This window comes from Neoroseomonas terrae, assembly GCF_018129025.1.
GTDB classification, from domain to species: Bacteria; Pseudomonadota; Alphaproteobacteria; order Acetobacterales; family Acetobacteraceae; genus Neoroseomonas; species Neoroseomonas terrae.
Map to the genome: position 1 here is coordinate 116,554 of NZ_JAAEDI010000015.1, position 20,863 is coordinate 137,416.

At 69.2% G+C, this 20,863-nt stretch carries 18 protein-coding genes and 1 pseudogene; 12 read left to right on the forward strand and 7 right to left on the reverse strand.

Going from position 1 to position 20,863, the window contains the following annotated elements; genetic code table 11:
• Positions 1-456: 456 nt before the first annotated feature.
• From tig to GXW78_RS15280, 11 genes and pseudogenes are all read left to right on the forward strand, one after another.
• Positions 457-1,308 (forward strand): annotated as a pseudogene (gene tig, locus GXW78_RS28005) (trigger factor); the annotation flags it as partial.
• A 219-nt stretch (positions 1,309-1,527) separates the two neighbouring features.
• Complete coding sequence (locus GXW78_RS15235) at positions 1,528-2,298, forward strand: ABC transporter ATP-binding protein (protein ID WP_338147753.1); 771 nt, start codon at positions 1,528-1,530, stop codon at positions 2,296-2,298.
• The gene (locus GXW78_RS15240) at positions 2,291-3,034 is read left to right on the forward strand and encodes an ABC transporter ATP-binding protein (RefSeq protein WP_211869685.1); all 744 of its coding nucleotides are present in this window, start codon (positions 2,291-2,293) and stop codon (positions 3,032-3,034) included. Before GXW78_RS15235 ends, GXW78_RS15240 begins: the two co-directional genes overlap by 8 nt.
• 61 nt (positions 3,035-3,095) lie before the next feature.
• Entirely contained in the window at positions 3,096-4,337 is a 1,242-nt protein-coding gene (locus GXW78_RS15245) for an ABC transporter substrate-binding protein (RefSeq protein WP_211869686.1), read from the forward strand.
• Between the two features lie 65 nt (positions 4,338-4,402).
• Positions 4,403-5,641 carry an ABC transporter substrate-binding protein gene (locus GXW78_RS15250; protein WP_211869687.1) on the forward strand — a complete coding sequence of 413 codons (1,239 nt, stop codon included), beginning with the start codon at positions 4,403-4,405 and terminating at the stop codon, positions 5,639-5,641.
• Between the two features lie 67 nt (positions 5,642-5,708).
• The gene (locus tag GXW78_RS15255) at positions 5,709-6,935 is read left to right on the forward strand and encodes an ABC transporter substrate-binding protein (RefSeq protein WP_211869688.1); all 1,227 of its coding nucleotides are present in this window, start codon (positions 5,709-5,711) and stop codon (positions 6,933-6,935) included.
• 64 nt (positions 6,936-6,999) lie between these two features.
• Positions 7,000-8,232, forward strand: coding sequence for an ABC transporter substrate-binding protein (locus GXW78_RS15260; RefSeq protein ID WP_211869689.1), 1,233 nt, complete (start codon positions 7,000-7,002; stop codon positions 8,230-8,232).
• A gap of 57 nt (positions 8,233-8,289) precedes the next feature.
• Entirely contained in the window at positions 8,290-9,507 is a 1,218-nt protein-coding gene (locus tag GXW78_RS15265) for an ABC transporter substrate-binding protein (RefSeq protein ID WP_211869690.1), read from the forward strand.
• Positions 9,508-9,524: 17 nt separating this feature from the next.
• On the forward strand, positions 9,525-10,421 hold the full coding sequence (locus tag GXW78_RS15270; RefSeq protein ID WP_211869691.1) for a branched-chain amino acid ABC transporter permease: 897 nt from the start codon (positions 9,525-9,527) through the stop codon (positions 10,419-10,421).
• Positions 10,422-10,424: 3 nt separating this feature from the next.
• Positions 10,425-11,414: a branched-chain amino acid ABC transporter permease gene (locus GXW78_RS15275; RefSeq protein WP_211869692.1), complete on the forward strand. Its 990-nt coding sequence runs from the start codon at positions 10,425-10,427 to the stop codon at positions 11,412-11,414.
• 478 nt (positions 11,415-11,892) lie between these two features.
• Positions 11,893-13,200 carry an NtaA/DmoA family FMN-dependent monooxygenase gene (locus GXW78_RS15280; protein WP_211869693.1) on the forward strand — a complete coding sequence of 436 codons (1,308 nt, stop codon included), beginning with the start codon at positions 11,893-11,895 and terminating at the stop codon, positions 13,198-13,200.
• A 6-nt stretch (positions 13,201-13,206) separates the two neighbouring features.
• Here the strand turns inward: GXW78_RS15280 and GXW78_RS15285 are convergent, their stop codons facing one another.
• Together GXW78_RS15285 and GXW78_RS15290 are read right to left on the reverse strand one after the other, a co-directional pair.
• Entirely contained in the window at positions 13,207-13,509 is a 303-nt protein-coding gene (locus GXW78_RS15285; RefSeq protein WP_211869694.1) for a hypothetical protein, read from the reverse strand.
• A gap of 31 nt (positions 13,510-13,540) precedes the next feature.
• Positions 13,541-13,891 carry a hypothetical protein gene (locus tag GXW78_RS15290; protein ID WP_211869695.1) on the reverse strand — a complete coding sequence of 117 codons (351 nt, stop codon included), beginning with the start codon at positions 13,889-13,891 and terminating at the stop codon, positions 13,541-13,543.
• Positions 13,892-14,085: 194 nt separating this feature from the next.
• Between GXW78_RS15290 and GXW78_RS15295 the strand changes: the two genes are divergently transcribed.
• The gene (locus GXW78_RS15295) at positions 14,086-15,069 is read left to right on the forward strand and encodes an ABC transporter ATP-binding protein (protein ID WP_211869696.1); all 984 of its coding nucleotides are present in this window, start codon (positions 14,086-14,088) and stop codon (positions 15,067-15,069) included.
• A 358-nt stretch (positions 15,070-15,427) separates the two neighbouring features.
• Here GXW78_RS15295 and GXW78_RS15300 read toward each other — a convergent pair whose 3' ends face one another.
• From GXW78_RS15300 to GXW78_RS15320, 5 genes are read right to left on the reverse strand one after another with little or no spacing between them, the layout of a single operon-like run.
• Positions 15,428-16,498 (reverse strand): GNAT family N-acetyltransferase, encoded by a 1,071-nt coding sequence (locus GXW78_RS15300; RefSeq protein WP_211869697.1) that lies wholly within the window; start codon positions 16,496-16,498, stop codon positions 15,428-15,430.
• A complete protein-coding gene (locus GXW78_RS15305) occupies positions 16,495-17,598 on the reverse strand; it encodes a polysaccharide deacetylase family protein (RefSeq protein ID WP_211869698.1) in 1,104 nt (367 codons plus the stop codon). Before GXW78_RS15305 ends, GXW78_RS15300 begins: the two co-directional genes overlap by 4 nt.
• The gene (locus GXW78_RS15310) at positions 17,595-18,782 is read right to left on the reverse strand and encodes a glycosyltransferase family 4 protein (protein WP_211869699.1); all 1,188 of its coding nucleotides are present in this window, start codon (positions 18,780-18,782) and stop codon (positions 17,595-17,597) included. Before GXW78_RS15310 ends, GXW78_RS15305 begins: the two co-directional genes overlap by 4 nt.
• The gene (locus GXW78_RS15315) at positions 18,779-19,780 is read right to left on the reverse strand and encodes a glycosyltransferase (protein WP_211869700.1); all 1,002 of its coding nucleotides are present in this window, start codon (positions 19,778-19,780) and stop codon (positions 18,779-18,781) included. The genes GXW78_RS15310 and GXW78_RS15315 overlap by 4 nt, the downstream gene beginning before the upstream one ends.
• A complete protein-coding gene (locus tag GXW78_RS15320; protein ID WP_211869701.1) occupies positions 19,777-20,655 on the reverse strand; it encodes a glycosyltransferase family 2 protein in 879 nt (292 codons plus the stop codon). The genes GXW78_RS15315 and GXW78_RS15320 overlap by 4 nt, the downstream gene beginning before the upstream one ends.
• Positions 20,656-20,863 lie beyond the last annotated feature (208 nt).

Below are 20,863 nucleotides of genomic sequence, written 5' to 3' on the forward strand. Positions count from 1 at the left end.
GACCTGCTGAAGAACGGCCCCGGCCTCGGCGCCGTGCCGGGCAAGCCGGGTTCCCTCCCGACCGGCTGGGCCGTCGAGACGGTTGGCCCGCTCGACCATGAGATCGCGGCGATCGGCAGCGAGGCCGGCCGCCCGTATTTCGACCTGAAGGTGACAGGCACGCCGACCGAGAAGGCGATCCTGCGCATCCGCTTCGCGCCGGTCGACGAGCTCCAGGTGAAGGGCGGCGACACGCTGACGCTGCTGACCGCGGTGCGCGTCGCGGACGGCGCCTTGCCGGCGGGTGCGGAGCCGAAGACCGGCTTCAACGAGATCTCGGGCGACAAGGACATCCACCAGCGCGCCGCCGCGACCCTGGGCGCCGATGGCGATCGCATGACGCTGACGCTCGCCGAAGGTGATGCGCCTGTGCAGGCCTGGCCGAGCTTCGTCGTGACGCTGCCGGCCGGTGCAGTGGATTTCACGCTGCGCGTCGGCCCCGCCCGGGTCTTCGCCGGCAGCGAGGAACCCGAGGCGCGCGTCTTCCCGGGCGGCACCGCGACCGATCTGCCGATCGAGGTGGCCGGTACCGGCTTCATCCCCGGCTTCACCGAGCAGATGGACGGCATGGCGCCAGGCGAGACCCGCGAGATCGACGTGGTCTTCCCGGGCGACTATGGCTCGGCCCAGCTGGCCGGCAAGCATGCCCGCTTCTCGATCACCGCGAAGGCGCTCAAGACCCGCGTCGCGAAGCCGATCGATGACGAACTCGCGAAGGCCGTCGGCATGGCGGACCTCGCCGCGCTGAAGGATGCGATCCGTGGCTCGCTCCAGCGTGAGTACGACGCGCTGGCGCGGCTGAAGCTGAAGCGCGCGCTGCTCGACAGCCTGGCCGACAAGGCGTCCTTCCCGGTGCCGGAAGGCATGGTGGAGGCCGAGTTCGCGCAGATCTGGCAGCGCGTCGAGGCCGACCTGAAGGCGGGCCGCCTGGACGATGACGACAAGGGCAAGGACGAGGAGACGCTGAAGGCCGAGTACCGCGGCATCGCGGAGCGCCGCATCCGCCTCGGCCTGCTGCTGTCCGAGATCGGCCGCGCCAACAACGTGCAGGTCGGCCAGGACGAGATGGCCCGCGCCGTCCAGCAGGAAGCGATGCGCTACCCCGGCCAGGAGCAGCAGGTGCTGGAGTTCTTCCGCAAGAACCCGCAGGCCGCGGAGAACCTCCGCGCCCCGCTGTTCGAGGAGAAGGTCGTGGACTTCATGATCGAACTCGCGAAGGTCACCGAGCGCCAGGTGGCGCCGGAGGAGCTGACGACCGCCGCCGCCTGACCGAGGCCGCGCATCGCAGGATTCGCCAAGGGGCAGCCGGCATCGGCTGCCCCTTTTTCATGCAGCGCGGCTCCGTTTCATGCTCTCCATCCCGCCTGCGGAAGTAAATGCGCGGCTTCCATGTCGGCCTGCTTGCACCGCCGCCCGCGCCTCGCCTACATCGGAAGGCAGAACATGAGCGGTCGTCCGGGCCGCCGAAATATGGGGAGAACGTCGAGGGTGCCTGATGCCATCCTGGAGACGGCGGGACTGACGAAGGAGTTTCGCGGCTTCGTTGCCGTGAACGACGTCAACCTGTCGGTTCGCCGCGGCACGATCCACGGCCTGATCGGCCCGAACGGCGCCGGCAAGACCACCTGCTTCAACCTGCTGACCAAGTTCCTCCCGCCCACCCGCGGCACCATCCACTACGATGGGCGTGACATCACCGGCATGAAGCCGGCCGAGGTCGCGCGGCTCGGCCTCGTGCGCTCGTTCCAGATCTCCGCGGTTTTCCCGCATCTCTCGGTGCTGGAGAACGTCCGTGTCGCGCTCCAGCGCAGCCGGGGTGGGTCCTTCGACTTCTGGCGGTCGGACGCGCTGCTGCGCCGCTATGACGACCGGGCGCGCGCGCTGCTCGAGGATGTGGGCCTGTCGGGCTATGCGGAACTGACGGCCGGCGAACTCCCCTACGGCCGCAAGCGTGCTCTCGAGATCGCTACGACCCTCGCCCTCGATCCCGTGATGATGCTGCTGGACGAGCCGACCGCGGGCATGACGCATGACGACGTCGGCCGCATCGTCGCGCTGATCCGCCGCGTTTCGGCCGGCCGTACCGTGCTGCTGGTCGAGCACAACCTCACCGTCGTCTCCGGCCTGTGCGACACGATCACGGTGCTGGCGCGCGGGCGCGTGCTGGCGGAAGGCGACTACGCCACTGTCGCCCGCAACCCGGAGGTCGTCGCCGCCTATCTCGGCACCGAAGCGCCCACGGAGGCCGCCCATGGCTGACGCCCTCGCCGAACGGCTGCGCCCCGTGCAGGACGGCACGCCCCTGATGGCGGTACGCCGGCTCGAAGCCTGGTATGGCGAAAGCCACGTCCTGCATGGGGTCGACATCGACATCCGTGAAGGTGAGGTGGTCACGCTGCTCGGCCGCAATGGCGCGGGCAAGACGTCCACGCTGCGGGCCATCATGGGGCTGGTCCCGAGACGCAGCGGTTCGGTCCAGTATGCGGGGCGGGAACTGATCGGCGCGCGGTCGGATGTGATCGCCCGCACCGGCGTCGCCTATTGCCCGGAGGAGCGCGGCATCTTCGCCTCGCTCGACGTGACGGAGAACCTGATGCTGCCACCGGTCGTGCGGCCGGGCGGCCTGCCGGTGGACGAGATCTACGCGCTGTTCCCGAACCTCAAGGAGCGCGCCCGCAGCCAGGGCACGAAGCTGTCGGGGGGCGAGCAGCAGATGCTCGCCATCGCCCGCATTCTGCGCACCGGGGCGAAGCTGCTGCTGCTCGACGAACCCTCCGAGGGCCTCGCGCCCGTCATCGTCCAGCAGATCGGCCGCACGATCCGTGAGCTGAAGAGCCGCGGCTTCACCGTGCTGCTGGTGGAGCAGAACACCCGCTTCGCGCAGACCGTTGCCGACCGGCACTACGTCATGGAGCACGGCAAGGTCGTGGACATGGTCCGCAACGAGGAGCTCGCCGGCTCGATGGGCCGCCTTCAGCAGTATCTCGGCGTCTGACGCCGCACCGTGACAGGCGGCGCGGATGCAGGCGCCGCTGGCTATCGAAGGAGATGCGTTCATGACCGGACTTTCCCGCCGCGGAGTTCTCGCCGCCGGTGCCGCCGCCGCCTCCTGGGGGGCGCTGCCGGTTTCCCGCGCCCGCGCGCAGGCCGCCAACACCATCAAGATCGGCGTGCTGAACGACCAGTCAGGGCTTTACCGGGACCTGTCCGGGCCGGGCTCGACCGCCTGCGTTCGCCAGGCGGTGCAGGAACTGGGCGATCTCGGCTTCACGGTCGAGGTGCTGCAGGCCGATCACCAGAACAAGCCCGACGTCGGCTCGACCATCGCCCGCCAATGGATCGACCGTGACGGCGTGGACGTCATCATGGACGTCCCGACTTCCTCGGTCGCCCTCGCAGTGAACCAGGTGGTCAAGGAGAAGAACAAGATCATGCTGAACTCGGGCGCCGCGGCGTCCGACCTGACGGGTTCGGCCTGCACGCCCAACACCATCCACTGGACCTACGACACCTACATGCTGGCCCGTGGCACGGGTGGGGCGATGGTGCGCGCGGGCGGCGACACCTGGTTCTTCATCACCGCCGACTACGCCTTCGGCCACGCGCTGGAACGCGACACGGCGGAATTCGTGCGCTCGGCCGGCGGGCGCGTGCTCGGCCAGGTACGCACGCCTTTCCCCGGGACGACCGACTTCTCCTCCTTCCTCGTGCAGGCGCAGGCATCCCGCGCGAAGGTGATCGGGCTGGCGAATGCCGGCGGCGACACGATCAACTCGATCAAGCAGGCGGCGGAATTCGGCATCACCCGCCGTGGCGTGAAGCTCGCCGGGCTGCTCGTGTTCATCACCGACGTGCATGCGCTCGGCCTGCAGACGGCGCAGGGGCTGGTGCTGACCGAGACCTTCTACTGGGACCTCAACGACCGCACCCGGGCGCTGACCACGCGCGTGCGGCCGAACATGCCGAACAACGCACCGCCGTCGATGGTGCAGGCGGGCTGCTACTCCGCCGCGCTGCACTACCTGAAGACGGTGAAGGAGATGGGCGTCGCGGCGGCCAAGGCCGATGGCGCGGCGACCGTGGCGCGCATGAAGGCGATGCCGACCGAGGATGATGCCTTCGGTGCCGGCTCGATCCGCGCCGATGGTCGCAAGATCCACCCCGCCTACCTGTTCGAGGTGAAGAAGCCCGACGAAGGGCGCGGCGCCTGGGATTACTACAAGCTGCTGCAGACCGTGCCGGCCGATGAGGCCTTCCGGCCGCTCGCCGCCGGCGGCTGCTCGCTGGTCCGCAGCTGACCGATGCGGGGCGAGGCGGGATCCAACCTGCCCGCCCCATGCGTGCCGTCAACAGGGAGAGACGAATGACCATGACCACCCGTCGCAGCCTGCTCGCCACCGGGGCCGCCCTGGGCGCACTGCCGCTGCACCGCGCCCGTGCGCAGGCGGCGAACACCGTCAAGATCGGCGTGCTGAACGACCAGTCCGGCCTCTATCGCGACGTGAACGGGCCGGGATCGGTGGCCTGCACCAGGCAGGCGATCGCCGATCTCGGGGCGACGCTGCGCGGGATGAATGTCGAGGTCGTGGTCGCCGACCATCAGAACCGCCCCGATGTCGGCGTGAACATCGCGCGGCAGTGGTTCGACCGCGATGGCGTGGACATGGTGATCGACGTGCCGACCTCCTCGGTGGCGCTCGCCGTCGCGCAGGTCGCGCGGGAGAAGAACAAGGTCTACATCAACTCCTCAGGCGCCACCTCCGATCTTACCGGATCGGCCTGCACGCCGAACACGCTGCACTGGACCTACGACACCTACATGCTCGCCAAGAGCACGGGCGGCGCGATGGTCCGCGCGGGCGGCGACACCTGGTATTTCATCACTGCCGACTATGCCTTCGGCCATGCGCTGGAACGCGACACGACGCGCTTCATCACGGCAGCCGGCGGGCGCGTGCTGGGATCCGTGCGGACGCCGTTCCCGGGCACGACGGATTTCTCCTCCTTCCTGGTGCAGGCGCAGGCGTCGCGGGCGAAGGTGGTCGGCCTCGCCAATGCCGGCGGCGACACCATCAATTCCATCAAGCAGGCGGCCGAGTTCGGGCTGACGCGGCGCGGCACCAAGCTCGCCGCGCTGCTGATGTTCATCTCGGACGTCCACGCGCTGGGGCTGGAGACGGCGCAGGGGCTGGTGTGCACCGAGACCTTCTACTGGGACCTCAACGACAACACCCGCGCCTTCACCGCGCGCGTGCTGCCGAACATGCCGGGCGGGCTGCGACCCGGCATGGCGCAGGCCGGCTGCTATTCGGGGACGATGCACTACCTGAAGGCGGTGCTCGAAATGGGCGTGGCGGCGGCGAAGGCCGATGGTGCCGCGACGGTCGCGCGCATGAAGCAGATGCCGGTGCAGGACGACGCTTTCGGCGCGACCTCGATCCGCGCCGATGGGCGGCGGATCATGCCGGCCTATCTGCTCGAGGTGAAGACGCCGGCCGAGAGCCGCGGCCCCTGGGACTACTACAAGCTGCTGCAGACGACGTCGGCGGATGAGGCCTTCCGGCCGCTGTCGGAAGGGGGCTGCCCGCTGGTCCGGTCCTGATTCGCGACCCCGGGCGGGGCAACGACTCCGCTCGGAACCAATGAACGAACAACGGAGGATTCGCCTGATGGAAACTACCCGCCGCGGCCTGCTCGCCGCCGGTGCCGCCACGGCCGCCATCGCGCCGCTCTCCCGCGCGCGGGCGCAGGCCAACACCATCCGCATCGGCGTGCTGACCGACATGTCCGGCACCTACCGCGACAATACCGGCCCGACATCGGTCGCCGCGACGCGGGAGGCGGTGGCGGAATTCGGCACCAGCCACGGCTTCACCATCGAGGTGCTGGAGGCCGACCACCAGAACCGCCCCGATGTCGGCTCGAACATCGCTCGGCAATGGTACGACCAGGGGGTCGATCTGATCCTGGATGTGCCGACCTCCTCGGTCGGCCTCGCGGTCAACCAGATCGCGAAGGAGAAGAACAAGCTCTACATCAATGTTGGTTCGGCCACTGCCGACCTGACCGGCCCGCAATGCGGCCCGACGACGCTGCACTGGGCCTACGACACCTACATGCTGGCGAAGTCGACCGGTGGCGCGATGGTGCGCGCGGGCGGCGACAGCTGGTACTTCATCACCGCCGACTATGCCTTTGGCCATGCGCTGGAACGCGACAACACGACCTTCATCCGTGCCGCCGGTGGGCGTGTGCTGGGCGCGGTGCGGACGCCATTCCCGGGTACCACCGACTTCAGCAGCTTCCTGGTGCAGGCGGCGGCCGCGCGGCCGAAGGTGATCGGCCTGGCGAATGCCGGCGGCGATACCGCGAATTGCGTGAAGCAGGCCGCGGAATTCGGCATCACGCGCCGCGGCATCAAGCTCGCCGCGCTGCTGCTGTTCCTCAACGACGTCAACGGCATCGGGCTGCAGACGGCGCAGGGGCTCGTCTGCACGGAATCCTTCTACTGGGACACCAACGACAAGACCCGCGCCTGGACGCAGCGCGTCGTCCGCCGCACGCCGACCAACTACCCGTCGATGATCCATGCCGGCTGCTATTCGGCGGCGCTGCACTTCCTCAAAGTCGTCGCCGCGATGGGTGTGCCTGCGGCCAAGGCCTCGGGGCTCGAACTGACGAACCGCATGAAGGCGATGCCGACCGAGGATGACTGCTTCGGCCCGGGCACCATCCGCGTCGATGGGCGCCGGCTCTGCCCCTCCTTCCTGTTCGAGGTGAAGGCGCCGTCCGAGAGCCGCGGTCCCTGGGACTACTACAAGCTGCTGCAGACCACGCCGGCCGAGGAGGCCTATCGGCCACTGTCCGAGGGAGGCTGCCCACTCGTGCGCGGCTGACCGTCGCCGCGCGCCGCGACTGAGGAACGAACGCATTCAACGCTTGCCATGGGAGGAACGACGAATGAGCGAGACCAGCCGCCGTAGCGTTCTTGCCGCCGGTGCGGCCTTCGCTGCCCTGCCCCTGTCGCACGCCCGTGCGCAGGCGGCGAACACCATCAGGATTGCGTTGCTCTGTGACTTCTCCGGCACCTACCGCGATGTGACCGGGCCGAACGAGCTTGCATGCGTCCGCCAGGCCGCCGCCGAGTTCTCCAATCGCGGCTTCAACATCGAGGTCGTGTACGCCGACAACCAGAACCGCGCCGATGTCGGTTCGAACATCACGCGGACCTGGATCGACCGCGACGGCGTCGATTGCATCGTCGATGGCGGCGCGTCCTCGGTCGCGCTGGCGGTGAACGAGGTTGTGCGGGAGAAGAACAAGGTCTTCCTCAACTCCTCCTCGGCGACCTCGGACCTGACGGGGCGGTTCTGCTCGCCCAACCTCGTTCATTGGACCTACGACACTTACATGCTGGCGAAGTCGACCGGTGGCGCGACGGTGCGGGCCGGCGGGGATAGCTGGTATTTCATCACCGCCGACTACGCGTTCGGCCATGCGCTGGAACGCGACACCGCGACCTTCGTGCGCGCCGCCGGCGGGCGGGTGCTGGGGCAGGCGCGCACGCCGTTCCCCGGTACCTCGGATTTCTCCTCCTTCCTGGTGCAGGCGCAGGCCAGCCGCGCGAAGGTCATCGGCCTGGCGAATGCCGGCAGCGACACCATCAACTGCATCAAGCAAGCATCCGAATTCGGCCTGGCGCGGCGCGGCATCAAGCTGGCCTCGCTTCTGATGTTCATGCCCGATGTGCATTCCCTCGGCCTCGAACAGACGCAGGGGCTGATCTGCACCGAGACCTTCTACTGGGACCTCAACGACCGCACGCGCGCCTTCACGCGCCGCGTCGCTGGCCAGCTCCAGTCCAACGTGCCGCTCTGCATGAACCATGCGGGCGGTTATGCCTCGGTGATCCACTACCTGAAGGCCGTGGCCGACATGGGCGTGGCGCGCGCCAAGGAGAACGGCGCCGAGGTCGTCGCCCGCATGAAGGCGATGCCGTGCGACGATGATTGCTTCGGCCCCGGCAGCATCCGCCAGGACGGGCGCAAGCTGCACCCCGCCTACCTGTTCGAGGTGAAGGCGCCGTCCGAGAGCCACGGCCGGTACGACTACTACAAGCTGTTGCAGACCACCGCGGGCGACGAAGGCTTCCGCCCGATGGCCGAGGGCAATTGTCCGCTGGTGCGGAGCTGAGGAATGGCGGCGGGGCCCAGCACCCCGTCCGCCGGCAGGAAGAAGGGAGAAAGGGTCATGGACATGCATCGCCGCAGCCTTCTCGCCGCGGGCTCCGCCGCCGCAGTCGCGCCGTTCTCGCGCGCGCGTGCGCAGGGCGGCACCATCCGGCTCGGTGTCCTGACCGACATGTCGGGGCCTTATCGCGACAGCACCGGTCCCGCCAGCCTGCTGATGACGCAGGTCGCCGCCGAGGAATTCGCCAATCGCGGCTTCACGATCGAGGTCGTCGGCGCCGACCACCAGAACAAGCCCGATGTCGGCGCCAACATCGCCCGCCAGTGGTACGACCAGGGCATGGATGCGATCGTCGACGTGCCGACCTCCTCGGTCGCGCTCGCGATCAACCAGATCGCGCGGGAGAAGAACAAGGTCTTCCTCAATTCGGGCGCAGCGACCTCGGACCTCACGGGCCCGCAATGCAGCCCGAACACGGTCCACTGGACCTACGACACCTACATGCTCGCCAAGGGCACGGGTAACGCCATCGTGCAGACCGGCGGCGACAGCTGGTACTTCATCACCGCCGACTACGCCTTCGGCCACGCGCTGCAGCGTGACACGACCCGTTTCATCGAGGCCGCGGGCGGCCGAGTGGTCGGGGCGGCGCGCTATCCGTTCCCCGCCACGACGGATTTCTCCGCTTTCGTCGTGCAGGCGCAGGCCTCGCGGGCCAAGGTGCTCGGCATGGCGAATGCTTCGGGCGATACGCTCAACACCATCAAGGCGGCGCGCGAATTCGGCCTGCACCGGTCGATGAAGCTAGCCGCCCTGCTGATGAGCAGCACGGACATCCACGGCCTCGGCCTGGAAGCCGGGCAGGGGCTGTTGCTGACCGAGGCGTTCTATTGGGACCTCAACGACCGCACCCGCGCGTTGACGCAGCGGGTGCGGGCGCGGAACCAGGATCGACCGCCTTCCCAGGTGCCGGCGGGCTGCTACGGCGCGACGCTGCATTACCTCAAGGCCGTTGCCGATCTCGGTGTCGCTGCCGCCAAGGCGGATGGCCGCGCCACCGTCGCGCGCATGAAGGCGATGCCGACCGACGACGACGCCTTCGGTCCGGGCCGCATCCGCGAGGACGGTCGCAAGATCCATCCGGTCTACCTGTTCGAGGTGAAGACCCCGGCCGAATCCCGCGGTCCGTGGGACTACTACAAGATCGCCGCCACCACCCCGGCCGAGGAGGCGTTCCGGCCCCTGGCGGAGGGCGGCTGCTCTCTCGTGCGTTCGTGACAAGGATCTGATCGTCGATGCTCGAATTCCTCGAGACCATAACCGGCGTCCCGACGCCGCTGCTGTTCGGGCAGATCCTACTCGGACTGATCAACGGCGCCTTCTATGCGATGCTGTCGCTCGGCCTCGCGGTGATCTTCGGGCTGCTCAACATCATCAACTTCACCCATGGCGCCCAGTTCATGATGGGCGCCTTCGTTGCCTGGATGCTGCTGACCTGGCTGGGGCTCGGATACTGGTGGGCGCTGATCCTGGCGCCGCTGATCGTCGGCGCCACCGGGGTGGTCATCGAACGGTTGATGATCAGTCGCCTTTACAAGCTGGATCACCTCTACGGCCTGCTGCTGACCTTCGGCATCGGGCTGATGATCGAGGGCTTCTTCCGTAACCAGTACGGCTCCTCGGGCCTGCCCTACCGCATCCCGGCCGAGCTCTCGGGCGCGTGGGATCTCGGCTTCATGTTCATGCCGGTCTATCGCGGCTGGGTGGTGGTTTTCTCCCTGGTCGTCTGCCTGGCGACCTGGCTGGTGATCGAGAAGACGCGCCTCGGCGCCTATCTCCGCGCCGCGACCGAGAATGCGGCGCTGGTGCAGGCCTTCGGCGTGAACGTGCCGCGGATGATCACGCTGACCTACGGGGCGGGGGTCGCGCTCGCGGCACTCGCCGGCGTGCTCGCCGCGCCGATCTACTCGGTGAACCCCCAGATGGGCACCAATCTGATCATCGTCGTCTTCGCCGTCGTCGTGATTGGCGGCATGGGGTCGATCCTCGGCTCGGTGCTGACCGGCTTCGGCCTCGGCGTGATCGAGGGCCTCACCAAGGTCTATTGGCCGGAGGCGTCCGCCACCGTCATCTTCGTCATCATGGCGATCGTGCTGCTGACACGTCCCGCCGGCCTGTTCGGGAGGGCCTGAGTCATGGCATCCGAAACCACCGCCGGACCGATGCCCGCCACCATGGGTGAGGCGCGGGGCTTCCTGGGCTACAGCCGCGCACAACTCGTCGCGCTGGTCATCCTGGTTGCCGCGCTGATCGTCGGGCCGTACTTCCTCTACCCCGTCTTCCTGATGAAGCTGCTGTGCTTCGCGCTGTTCGCCTCGGCATTCAACCTGCTGATCGGCTATGTCGGGCTGCTGTCCTTCGGCCATGCCGCGTATTTCGGCATGGGCGGCTACATCGCGGGCTACACGGCCAAGGCCTACGGCTTCACGCCGGAGGTCGCGGTCATCGCCGGTGCCGCCGTCGCCGGCATCCAGGGCTGGATCTTCGGCTGGATCGCGATCCGCCGGCAGGGCATCTACTTCGCGATGATCACGCTCGCGCTCGCGCAGATGGTCTATTTCTTCTGCGTTCAGGCACCGTTCACCGGCGGCGAGGACGGCATCCAGGCGATCCCCCGGGGCCGGTTGTTCGGTCTGATCGACCTCGGGCCCGACATGTCGATGTACTGGTTCGTGGCCGCCGTCTTCCTCGCCGGCTTCGTGATGATCCATCGCGTCATCCATTCGCCCTACGGCCAGGTGCTGAAGGCGATCCGCGAGAACGAGCCGCGCGCGACCTCGCTCGGCTACCGCACGGACGACTACAAGCTCGTCGCCTTCATCCTCTCCGCGACGATCGCGGGGGTTGCGGGTGGCGTGAAGTCGCTGGTCTTCGGCATCGCGACGCTGACCGACGTCCACTGGGCGATGTCCGGCGAGGTGGTGCTGATGACGCTGGTCGGCGGGCTCGGCACGGTCTTCGGGCCGATGGTGGGCGCCGCGGTGATCGTCACCATGCAGAACTACCTGGCCGAGATGGGCGCCTGGGTCACGGTCATCCAGGGCGGGATCTTCGTGGCCGTGGTGCTCGCTTTCCGGCGCGGGCTGGTCGGGGAGATCGCGCATCTGCTGAAGGTGAAGCTGTAGCGGCGCGCCGGCTCGTTGCGCGAAGGCTGGATCGGAGAGGGGCTCTGCCCCTCTCCGAACCTCACCCCGCCCGGCCATTGTATGGCCTGGACCGCCATCATCTGGCAGCGGGCGCGAAGCCCAATTCTCCCGGTCTCAAACCCGTTCCGTGCGCAGATCTGTCTGACGGCCATGTTCCGGCCCTGCGTGCGCAGGGCCAAGTCAGGGTTTGCAAAGGCCCTTCGGCCTTTGCCGGCGTAGGGTTCGGGAAGGGGCAGAGCCCCTTCCTGATCCGGCCGCTCCTCGCCAATCTTCGCGCATCTGGCCCCCTGGCGCACAATCTGCTGCCACGAGCGTCCCTTCCTGCTCTGAAACCGCACGCGGGCGCCGAATTTGCCGGCACCGCCTGTCGCGGCGATGGACTTTCAACCGCTAAGCCGGCTTGCCCGGCCTGTTCGCTCGCGCGACGCTGCCTGCCCGCTTCACTCGCAGGGCAGACATGGCGCGCAAATTCCATCTCGGCTGGTTCCTCCAGGGCTCCTCCGTCCAGGGCTGGGGCGAACCCTGGACCGGCAACATCGGCACCGAATGGATGGTGCCGGACTTCTTCATCGAGATGACGAGGAACCTCGAACGCGCCTGCTTCGACTACGTGCTGATCGAGGACTCCTCCTATGTCGGGGAATCCTATGGCGGCTCGCGAGAGATCTACCTCCATCACGGCCTGTCCGTGCCGCGCCAGGACCCGTCCATCGTCGCGGCACTTCTCGCGCGGGAGACGAAGCGGATCGGCATCGTCACCACGCTCGGCACCTTCGCCTACCCGCCCTATCTCCTCGCGCGCCAGATCGCGAGCCTCGACCAGGTCTCCTCCGGCCGCATCGGCTGGAACGCGGTGACCGGTTCGTCGGACTATGCCGCGCGGAACTTCGGCCTGGACGGCATGCCGCCGCATGACACGCGCTACGACATCGCTGACGAGTACATGCAGGTCGTGCGCGCCCTGTGGAACTCCTGGGAGCCCGGTGCCATCGTCGCGGACCGTGAACGCGGCATGCTGGTCGACCACACCAAGGTTCATGCGGTCGACCACCAGGGCCAGTACTTCAAGGTCCGCGGTCCGCTCAATTCCGGTCCCTGCGTGCAGGGCCAGCCGGTCATCGCCCAGGCGGGCGGCTCGCCGCGCGGCCGCGCCTTCGCCTCCCAGCATGCCGACACCATCGTCGCCATGGTGAAGGGCACGGCGGGCATGAAGACGTACCGGGACGACATCCGCGCGCGCATGGCCGCGCATGGCCGCAATCCGGACGACTGCAAGGTGCTCTTCCTCGTCTCCCCCGTGCTCGGCGATACGGAGGAGGAAGCCCGCGCGAAGCACAAGCGCCGTCTAGCGACGAGCGAGGACCAGATCGCCAAGCGCCTCGCGCATCTGTCGAAGATCACCAACCTCGATTTCGGCGCGCTGCCGCTCGACCAGCCGCTCGGGACGCTGACCACCAACGGCCACCAGCAGTCGCTGGACGAGTTCCTCAAGAAGGCCGGCAACAAGACGCTGCGGGAGGCCGCCGAGATCTACTCCGACGCCGGCTCCATCCCGCTGATCGGTACGCCGGCCCAGGTCGCGGACCGGATGGGCGAGGCGATGGAGGAGATCGGTGGCGACGGCTTCCTGCTCACCACCAACGAGACTTCCCGTCGCGTCATCGCCGAGATCGCCGATGGGCTGGTTCCGGAACTGCAGCGCCGCGGCCTTTCGCGGCGGTCCTACGAGCACGCGATGTTCCGTGAGAACCTGCTGGCGTTCTGACGCCCGTCAGCCCAGCGGTAACGCCGCCATCGCGAGCAGCGCGCTGAACAGCGCCAGCACGGCAAGGCAGGCGACCAGCGCGCAATGCGCCACCCGGCCGCGCTGCGCCGGGCCTGCCCGCCACAATGCGACCGCCCCGGCGGCGCATGCCAGGGCGCCGACGCCGCCTGCCAGCAGCCCGACAGCGGCGCCGAGGCGCGGGTCATCCCATGGCAGGATCACCCCCGCCACGGCCGAACCCACGACGACCGCGCCAAGCAGCAGCCACTGCCCGAGGGTCGGTCGCGGCTTGTCGCCCTGTCCCGACATGCGACGATCCATCCTGCCGGCAGCCGGTCGTCTACCGCGGCGCTGCGTTCGGGTTCTGCCCGGTCAGCTCGCGGTAGAGCTGGTCCTCCGCCCGGGCATCCTGCGCCGGGGTTTGCATCGGTGTGGGCGCCGGCGCGGTCGGCGCTGCATGCGGGTTCTGGCCGGTCAGCTCTCGGTAGAGCTGGTTCGTCACCTGCGCGTCGCGCCTCGCCTCGGCGGCGCTCGCCGCATCGCCGGCGGCCTGCTCGGCGGCACGGACGGCGGCGGGGTTCGGCTCGCGCTCATCCGGCGGTACGCCCTGCGCGGCGGCGCCCATCGCGAACAGCACGGCCAGGCCGGCGAGCCAGGCGCGGCGCGGGCAGGGGGGGACACGATCAGCCATGGGAAGTCTCCGGTGCTGAGGCATCATAGGCCGGCCGGCGCCGCGGTGCACGGGCATCCCGGCCGGGCACGGCGGTCCGCGCGGGACGGCGGCCCTTGCGCCGCCGCCGAAAGCCGCTTTACTCGCGCCATGGCCCGTATCGGTCCCGCGCAGCCCGCCGCCACCGCGGCATTCGTCCCGGCCGTGGCGTCGCCGTGACCCCTGTCCTCGACGTCGCAGGCCTCACGCTCGATTTCCGTCAGGATGGGCGCGACCTGCGCGTGCTCGACGGCGTCTCTTTCAGCGTCCATGCCGGCCGCACGCTCGCCATCGTCGGCGAGTCCGGCTGCGGCAAATCCGTCACCGCGCTGGCCATCATGGGCCTGCTGCCGGCCACGGCGCGGCTGGGCGGCACGATCCGGCTGGCGGGCCGTGACCTCCGGAGCCTCACGCCCGACGAGCGCCGCCTGCTGCGCGGCGGCGAGATGGCGATGATCTTCCAGGAGCCGATGACCAGCCTCAACCCGGCCTTCACGGCCGGGGAGCAGGTCGCCGAGGCGCTTCGCCTGCACCAGCGCCTCGACCACGCCACGGCGTTTGCCGAGGCGATCCGGATGCTCGACCGCGTGCGCATCCCGGATGCCGCGCGGCGCGCCCGGCAGTACCCGCACCAGCTCTCGGGCGGCATGCGCCAGCGCGTGATGATCGCCATGGCGCTGGCCTGCCGCCCACGCCTGCTGATCGCGGATGAACCCACCACCGCACTCGATGTCACGGTGCAGGCGCAGATCCTCGCGCTGCTGGATGAGCTGAAGCGCGAGACCGGCACCGCCGTCATCCTGGTCACCCACGACCTCGGCGTCGTCGCCGACCATGCGGACGAGGTCGCGGTCATGTATGCCGGTCGCATCGCGGAGCAGGCCCCGGCCTCGACGCTCTTCGCCCGGCCCGAGCACCCCTACACCGCCGGCCTGCTCGGTGCCGCACCGGGGGAGGGGATGCCGGGTGAGCGTCTGGCCAGCATCGAGGGCACCGTGCCCGACCTGCGCCACCCGCCGCCGGGCTGCCGCTTCGCCCCGCGCTGCCCCTTCACGGTGCCGCGTTGCAGCGCCGAGGTTCCGCCGTTGGCCGAGGTCGCGGCCGCGCATCGCAGCGCATGCTGGCGGGCACCACTCGACAGTGTGCTGGACGCTGCCTAGCGCCGGGGGGCGATGGCCTTGGCATTCTGTTTTCTGGTGGCCCGATAGATCCGCGGTCGATGTTGGAGGGGTTTCACCCCTCCAAGCCACCCCAGCAAAGGCCGAAGGGCCTTTGCAAAACTCCATTTGGCGTGGTGCGCTGCAGGCAGAATGGGGTGGCGGGTCCCGCCCTTGCGCCCGAAACGCGCCTGGAGGGGCAACAAACCCCGCCAAGCCCGACACCAACCGACTGCGGCCCAGGTGCTCGAAGCAACAGGGGCGCCCGTCGGCGTTGCGTCGATGGGCGTGCGGAACGGGCAGCGCCCCACGATGCCCGCGGCAGAAGCAGCCACATCGTCAGTTCTGTTCAGACGCCGCCCTAGCCGCGCAGCCGGTGCTTCCAACGCACCGCAACCAGCCTTGCCCCCGCCACCAAGCGCCGCGACGGCGTCGCCGCGGCGCATTCCACCCAGCTCAGCGTCGGTGCCGCCGTGCCAAGGCTCGACTTCCAGCGCGCCGCACCGGCAAGGAAGTCGTATACCGCCGCGCCCTCAGCCTCCGCAGCCTCGATGGCCAGCAGGTGGCTGGTCAGGCCTGGCTTGGCGTGCGGCCCGATCCCCTGCCGCTCGAACCCGCTCTGATAGGCGTGGATCCAGCCGCGCCATCGGAAGTTGTAGAGAAAGCCGACGCAGTCCGGGCCTGCGGTCACGCGCAGCAGGTCCACCTCGCCGCGCGGGAAGGCTGCATCGATCAGCGCGCGATGGAAGCGCCACATGAAGGGGTTGGCGAAGGCGCCCGGGAGCCCGCGGCGTCCCCAATCCGCGCCGTGCAGCGCGACCATCGCCTCGAACCAGTCGAGCGCCTCCTCCGATGACCCGGCGCGCGCCAGCGTGACCGTGCCCTGCGCCGCATAGCCGCGCAGCGAGCGAAGAAGCTGGTGGCGCGTGTTGCCGCTGAGCGACTGCCGATACGTCACGCCCGCCGCCCGCAGCGCCGCCAATTCGACGCGCGGCGCCGGCCGGTCCTGCCGGCGGAAGGTCACGACCGGCAGCGCCGCCGCCAGGCTCGGTGCAATGCCGTCGAGCACCAGCCGTCTCGTGCCGGCCAGCCGCAGCGCTGTCGTCAGCATCGCCGCATCCGTGCCTGCCGGTGCGTCGGCGGCGAGCAACGGCCCATTGTGCTCGACGAACACCGCGTCCAGCCGCGCGTCGCCGCTCGCTGTCAAATGCAGCGCCCCATCGCGCCGGTTGCACAAGGCAAGCCCGACCAGCCGGTCTCCGCTGAACGCCTGCAGGACCACCGGATTCGCGAACCGTTCGGCGGCCAGGCAGCCGATCCAACTCCAGGACTGGAAGAAGGAGCAGGCCGGCGCCCCGGCCTCCAGGGCTCGCCACGTCTCGCCAAGGGCCCTGAAGCAGTGGACCTCCCCGGCGAGGATGCGCAGCGTCATGGATCAGGCAGCGGCATCAGGCGCGACGGAATCGAGCCCATCTCGACAAAACGCACGCCGAGCCCCGCCAGCATGTCGAGCGCGCCCGCCAGGCGTTCGAGGAAGCCGCGCAGATCATCCTCAGTGCGGACATAGGGGTTCGCGCCCGGCAGCATCGATGAACTGTGGAAGCTGAGGCCGAGCACGCGCTCGCCGCGCGCGATCAGGCCGCGCGCCAACCGCCCCATCTCGGCGAGGTCGTTGCCTTCCGGTGAAAGCGTGATCCGCTCGGCGCAGCGCGTCGCCGCCAGCAGGCCGCGCAGGGTTCGCCGGCCAGCGTGCGGGATCGGCGGCAGACCGTGCAGCGTTGCCCCCGTCAACCCGCCCCAGCCAACGACACTCCGGCACAGCGGCAGTGCAAGAATCGCCTCGCCTTCGCCGAAATGGAACGCGCCGTAGTCCACGGCGGAGAAGTCCGGCCCACCCTCCGCCGCGAAGCTGGTGCGCGGCGCAATGCTGGTGTCGATGCGGAAGCCAAGCGCCTCCAGCAGCCGCGGCGTCGAGGGGCTGAGCCCGTAGCGGCCGGCCCGGTAGATCGTCGGCCGGAAGCCGAAAGCCACGGCGAAGGCGTCGCACAGCGTGCGCAGCTTCCGTTCCTCGGCCCCCCGCGGCAGGTTGCCCGCGAAGGACAGGCGGTGGCCGCGGCCTTCTCCAAATGGCGGCGTCACCCAGGGATGGAGCTGCGCGCCCAGGGCGCATCGTCCGCTTTCGTGTTCCTGCCGCAGCCACGCCGCCGCCGCGGCATCCACCAGCACCGGATAGGTCACGAGATAGGTCGGCACGATACCATGCGCCGCGAACAGGCCGGTGAGCTGCACGAGGCGTGGAATGCCGGCCGTCGAATACGGCGTGCCGTGCACGGCGTCCTGCCAGTCGAACGCTTCCTCGGCGTCGATCACGACCGTGCACAGCGCATCATCACCCCTGACGCGCGCCGCGCGCGCATGGGCGAAGTCGCTGTGCCGCCAGGGCTGACGCCCCGTCGGCAGCGGCCTTCGCCGGGTCGGGGCGAGCGCGCCGCCACCGGCGACATCGCGCATCGTGCCCCGCCCGGCGCTCATTCCTGCCGCACCGTCGTCGGGCCGATCCCGACGCCAGGCTCGGCGGGCGCCGCGTCGCTGCGCAACAGCCCACGATACAGCGCGCGGAGGTCGGCGGCGAAGCGGTCGGCGCCGAAGCGTCGCCGGACTTCCTCCCGCGCGGCCTGGCCGAGCCGCGCTGCCAGCTCCGAGTCGTCCAGCAGGCGCGCGATGCAGGTCGCGAGTTCCGCCGCATCCCCGTGCCGATGGACCAGGCCCGTGCGGTCGTGATCGAGCGCTTCAAGGACACCATCCACCGCCGTTGCCACGCAGGGCCGCGCGAGGCCCATCGCTTCCAGCACCACCAGGGGCAGGCCTTCGAAATGCGTGCTCAGCACGCAGAGGTCGGAGGCCAGCATCAGCCGCTGCGCGTCGCTCCGGAAACCCGTGAAGATGAAACGGTCAGCCAGCCCGGCGGCGGCGATCGACGCCGCGACCTCGCGATGATGCTCGCGGTTCATGGCGACGTTGCTGTGGTCGCCGACAACGACGAAGCGCAGCGCCGGGTGCGATGCCCGCAGTCGCGCAGCGGCTGCCACCAGCGTCGGATAGTCCTTCTGCGGGTTCACCCGCGCGAACATGCTGGCGATGCGCGCATTGGCCGGCAGCCCCAGCTCGGCGCGGACTGCGCGCGCCACCGTGTCCCGCCCGGCGAGGACCGCATCCTCCGCCACTGCCGAAGCGTCATAGAGCACGCTGCCGCGACGCCGCGGCACGTGCAGGCCGAACTGCCGCCAGGTGCTGTCGGAGACGAAGACGAAGTGTGACGCGCGGTTGATGAAGACGCTGTCCCGCCAGGGCATGGTCGCGAGGCGGTTGCGGACGTGGCAGATCACCGGCACGCCGGCGAGCCGCCCCGCCGTCGCGACGTAGTAGGCCGCCTGCGCATCGGCGCAGTGGATCACATCCGTCTGCAGCCAGCGTCGCGCGAAGCGGCGGGATTCCACCAGGAAGCGGAGGCCTCCGCGCAGGCTCGGCTCGGGCCGGTGGTCCGGGATATCATAGGGGATGCCGGCCTCGTCCAGGTAGCGTGTCAGCTCCGTGGTCGGCGCCAGCAGCAGCGCGCGGCCCTCGATGCCAAACGGCCGCACCGCGTCGATGATGCGCCGCACGGCGATCTCGGTCCCGCCGACACCCTGGTAGGGCAGGACGTGCAGCACCCTCATGGTGCGCCCCCGGATGGACGCAGGCGCCGCATGCCGTCGACCGCGCCCCAGACGCGCCGCCCGAGCAACTCCCGCACGCGCAGCCGCCACCAGAGCGAGGAGGAGGTCACGGGCGGGAATGCCGCGACGGCGAGGTTCCGCATCGCCTCCGCCTCGCGCGGCGCGCCCTCCTCGAAGGTGCGGATCGCGGCCCAGAGCAGTTCGGACGAAAGGCCACGCCGCGCCAGCGCCTCCAGCGCCGCGACATCGGCCAGCCCGTCCGCGCCGCGCTCGAAGAATAGGCGGAAGGCCTCGATGCGTTGGCGATAGTCGCCGAGCATGCGCTCCGTGGAATAGCCGTGGCGCATGTTGTGCGCGTGGATGCGGGTGAAGGCCTGCACCGCCTCCACCTCCGCGACGTCCCCATGCACGGCGAGCCGCAGCCACATCTCGAGATCGCCGGAATGCGGCAGTTCCGGCCGGTAGCCGCCGACGCGCTTCTGGATGGCGCTGCGCACGATGACGGTCGCGGTTTCGACCGGGTTTTCCGGCTTGCCGCAGATCGACGCGATGAAGTCGCGGCCGCTTCGGTGGCACACTGCCGCTGCCGGATCGGCCGTCGGTTCCGCGGCGATCACCGCCTCATCGGTGAACTTCACGGCCTTGCCGTAGACGAAGGCGAGAGACGGGTCGTCTTCCATCAGCCTGGTCGCGCGCGCGAGCGCACCCGGCGCCAGCACATCGTCGGCCGAGAGCAGCAGCATGAAGGGCGCCTCGATCCAGTCGATACCTTCGTTATAGGTCGCAATGTGCCCGCGGTTCTGTGGATGCGCCACCAGATGGACCCGCGGATCGGTCGCGGCGATCGCCTGTGCGGTAGCGAGCGAATCATCCGTCGAGCAGTCGTCGATGACCAGCACGCGGATATCGCAGCCTTCCTGCACCAGCAGGCTGCCGACGCAGCGCCCGAGGAACCGGCCGTAATTGTAGCATGGGACGATGATGTCGACGGCCGTCATGTCGCGCCTCCGCCCATCATGCGCCGCCTGGCTTCGAGCACGGCCACCGGCGTGAAGGCGGCGAGCAGCGCCGTCACCTGCGGCAGCGACACCCCGGCGCGGAAAGAGGAGAGCGCGAGGTGCCGCGCCGCCCGCATCTGCCGATGATGAACCGCACCGCGGCTATGGCGCAGGCAGCATTCGGCAACGCGGCGCTGCAGCCGTGCCGGCGGCAGGTGGAAGCGTTCGGCGACATCGGCCAGGCAGGCCAGCTCGGCGGCCGCGAAGCTTTCGATCTGGCGCGACAGGCTCATCGCGGACGGCGCGTAGACGACGAGTTCCTCCGGGCAATTCACGACGGTCCAGCCAGTGCCCGTCAGCCGGAGCCACAGGTGATAGTCCTCACATGCGCGCCGGCTCCAGAAGGCGCCGGCCTGCTCGAAGGCCGCGCGGCGCACCAGGGTGGAGGAGACGACGATCTGGTTGCCCTCCCAGAACGCATCGAAGTCAGGCCGCGCGACGAAGGGGGGCGTGGTCTGCCCGACATCACGGCAGGCGACGACGGCAACGTCCTTGGGCCCGATCTCCCGCACCTGCCGTTCGAGCTTGCCAGGCAGCCAAGCGTCATCGGCATCGAGGAAGGCGAGCCAGTGCCCGCGCGCGGCCGCCGCGCCGGTGTTGCGCGCCATGCCGCATCCTGCATTCGCCTGCCAGATCACGCGCACATCCCCGTGGCGGCGGGCCACATGGTCGCCAACGCCGTCGGGGCAGCCATCGTCGACGACGATGATCTCGGCCGGCGATACCGTTTGCGCCCGCGCGCTGTCGATCGCCGCGTCGATGGTGGCGGTCGCCCGATAGGCGGGAATGACCACGGAGATCGACGGTTCGGCCATGGGAACTCCAAGCCCTGTGACGGGGGATGCCTCATGCCCTGTCCCTTAGAGGCTTCGGCCGTTCGGCGTTGGGGGGCACCGGCACGGTGATGCTTATCGGATCGCGGCAATCCGATCAATATTACTTTAGGGAAATGACTGTCTGTCGCGCCAAAAGGTGCTAATAATGTCATGAAAGGGAATAAGTATATGAAACGTCCTTATTCCC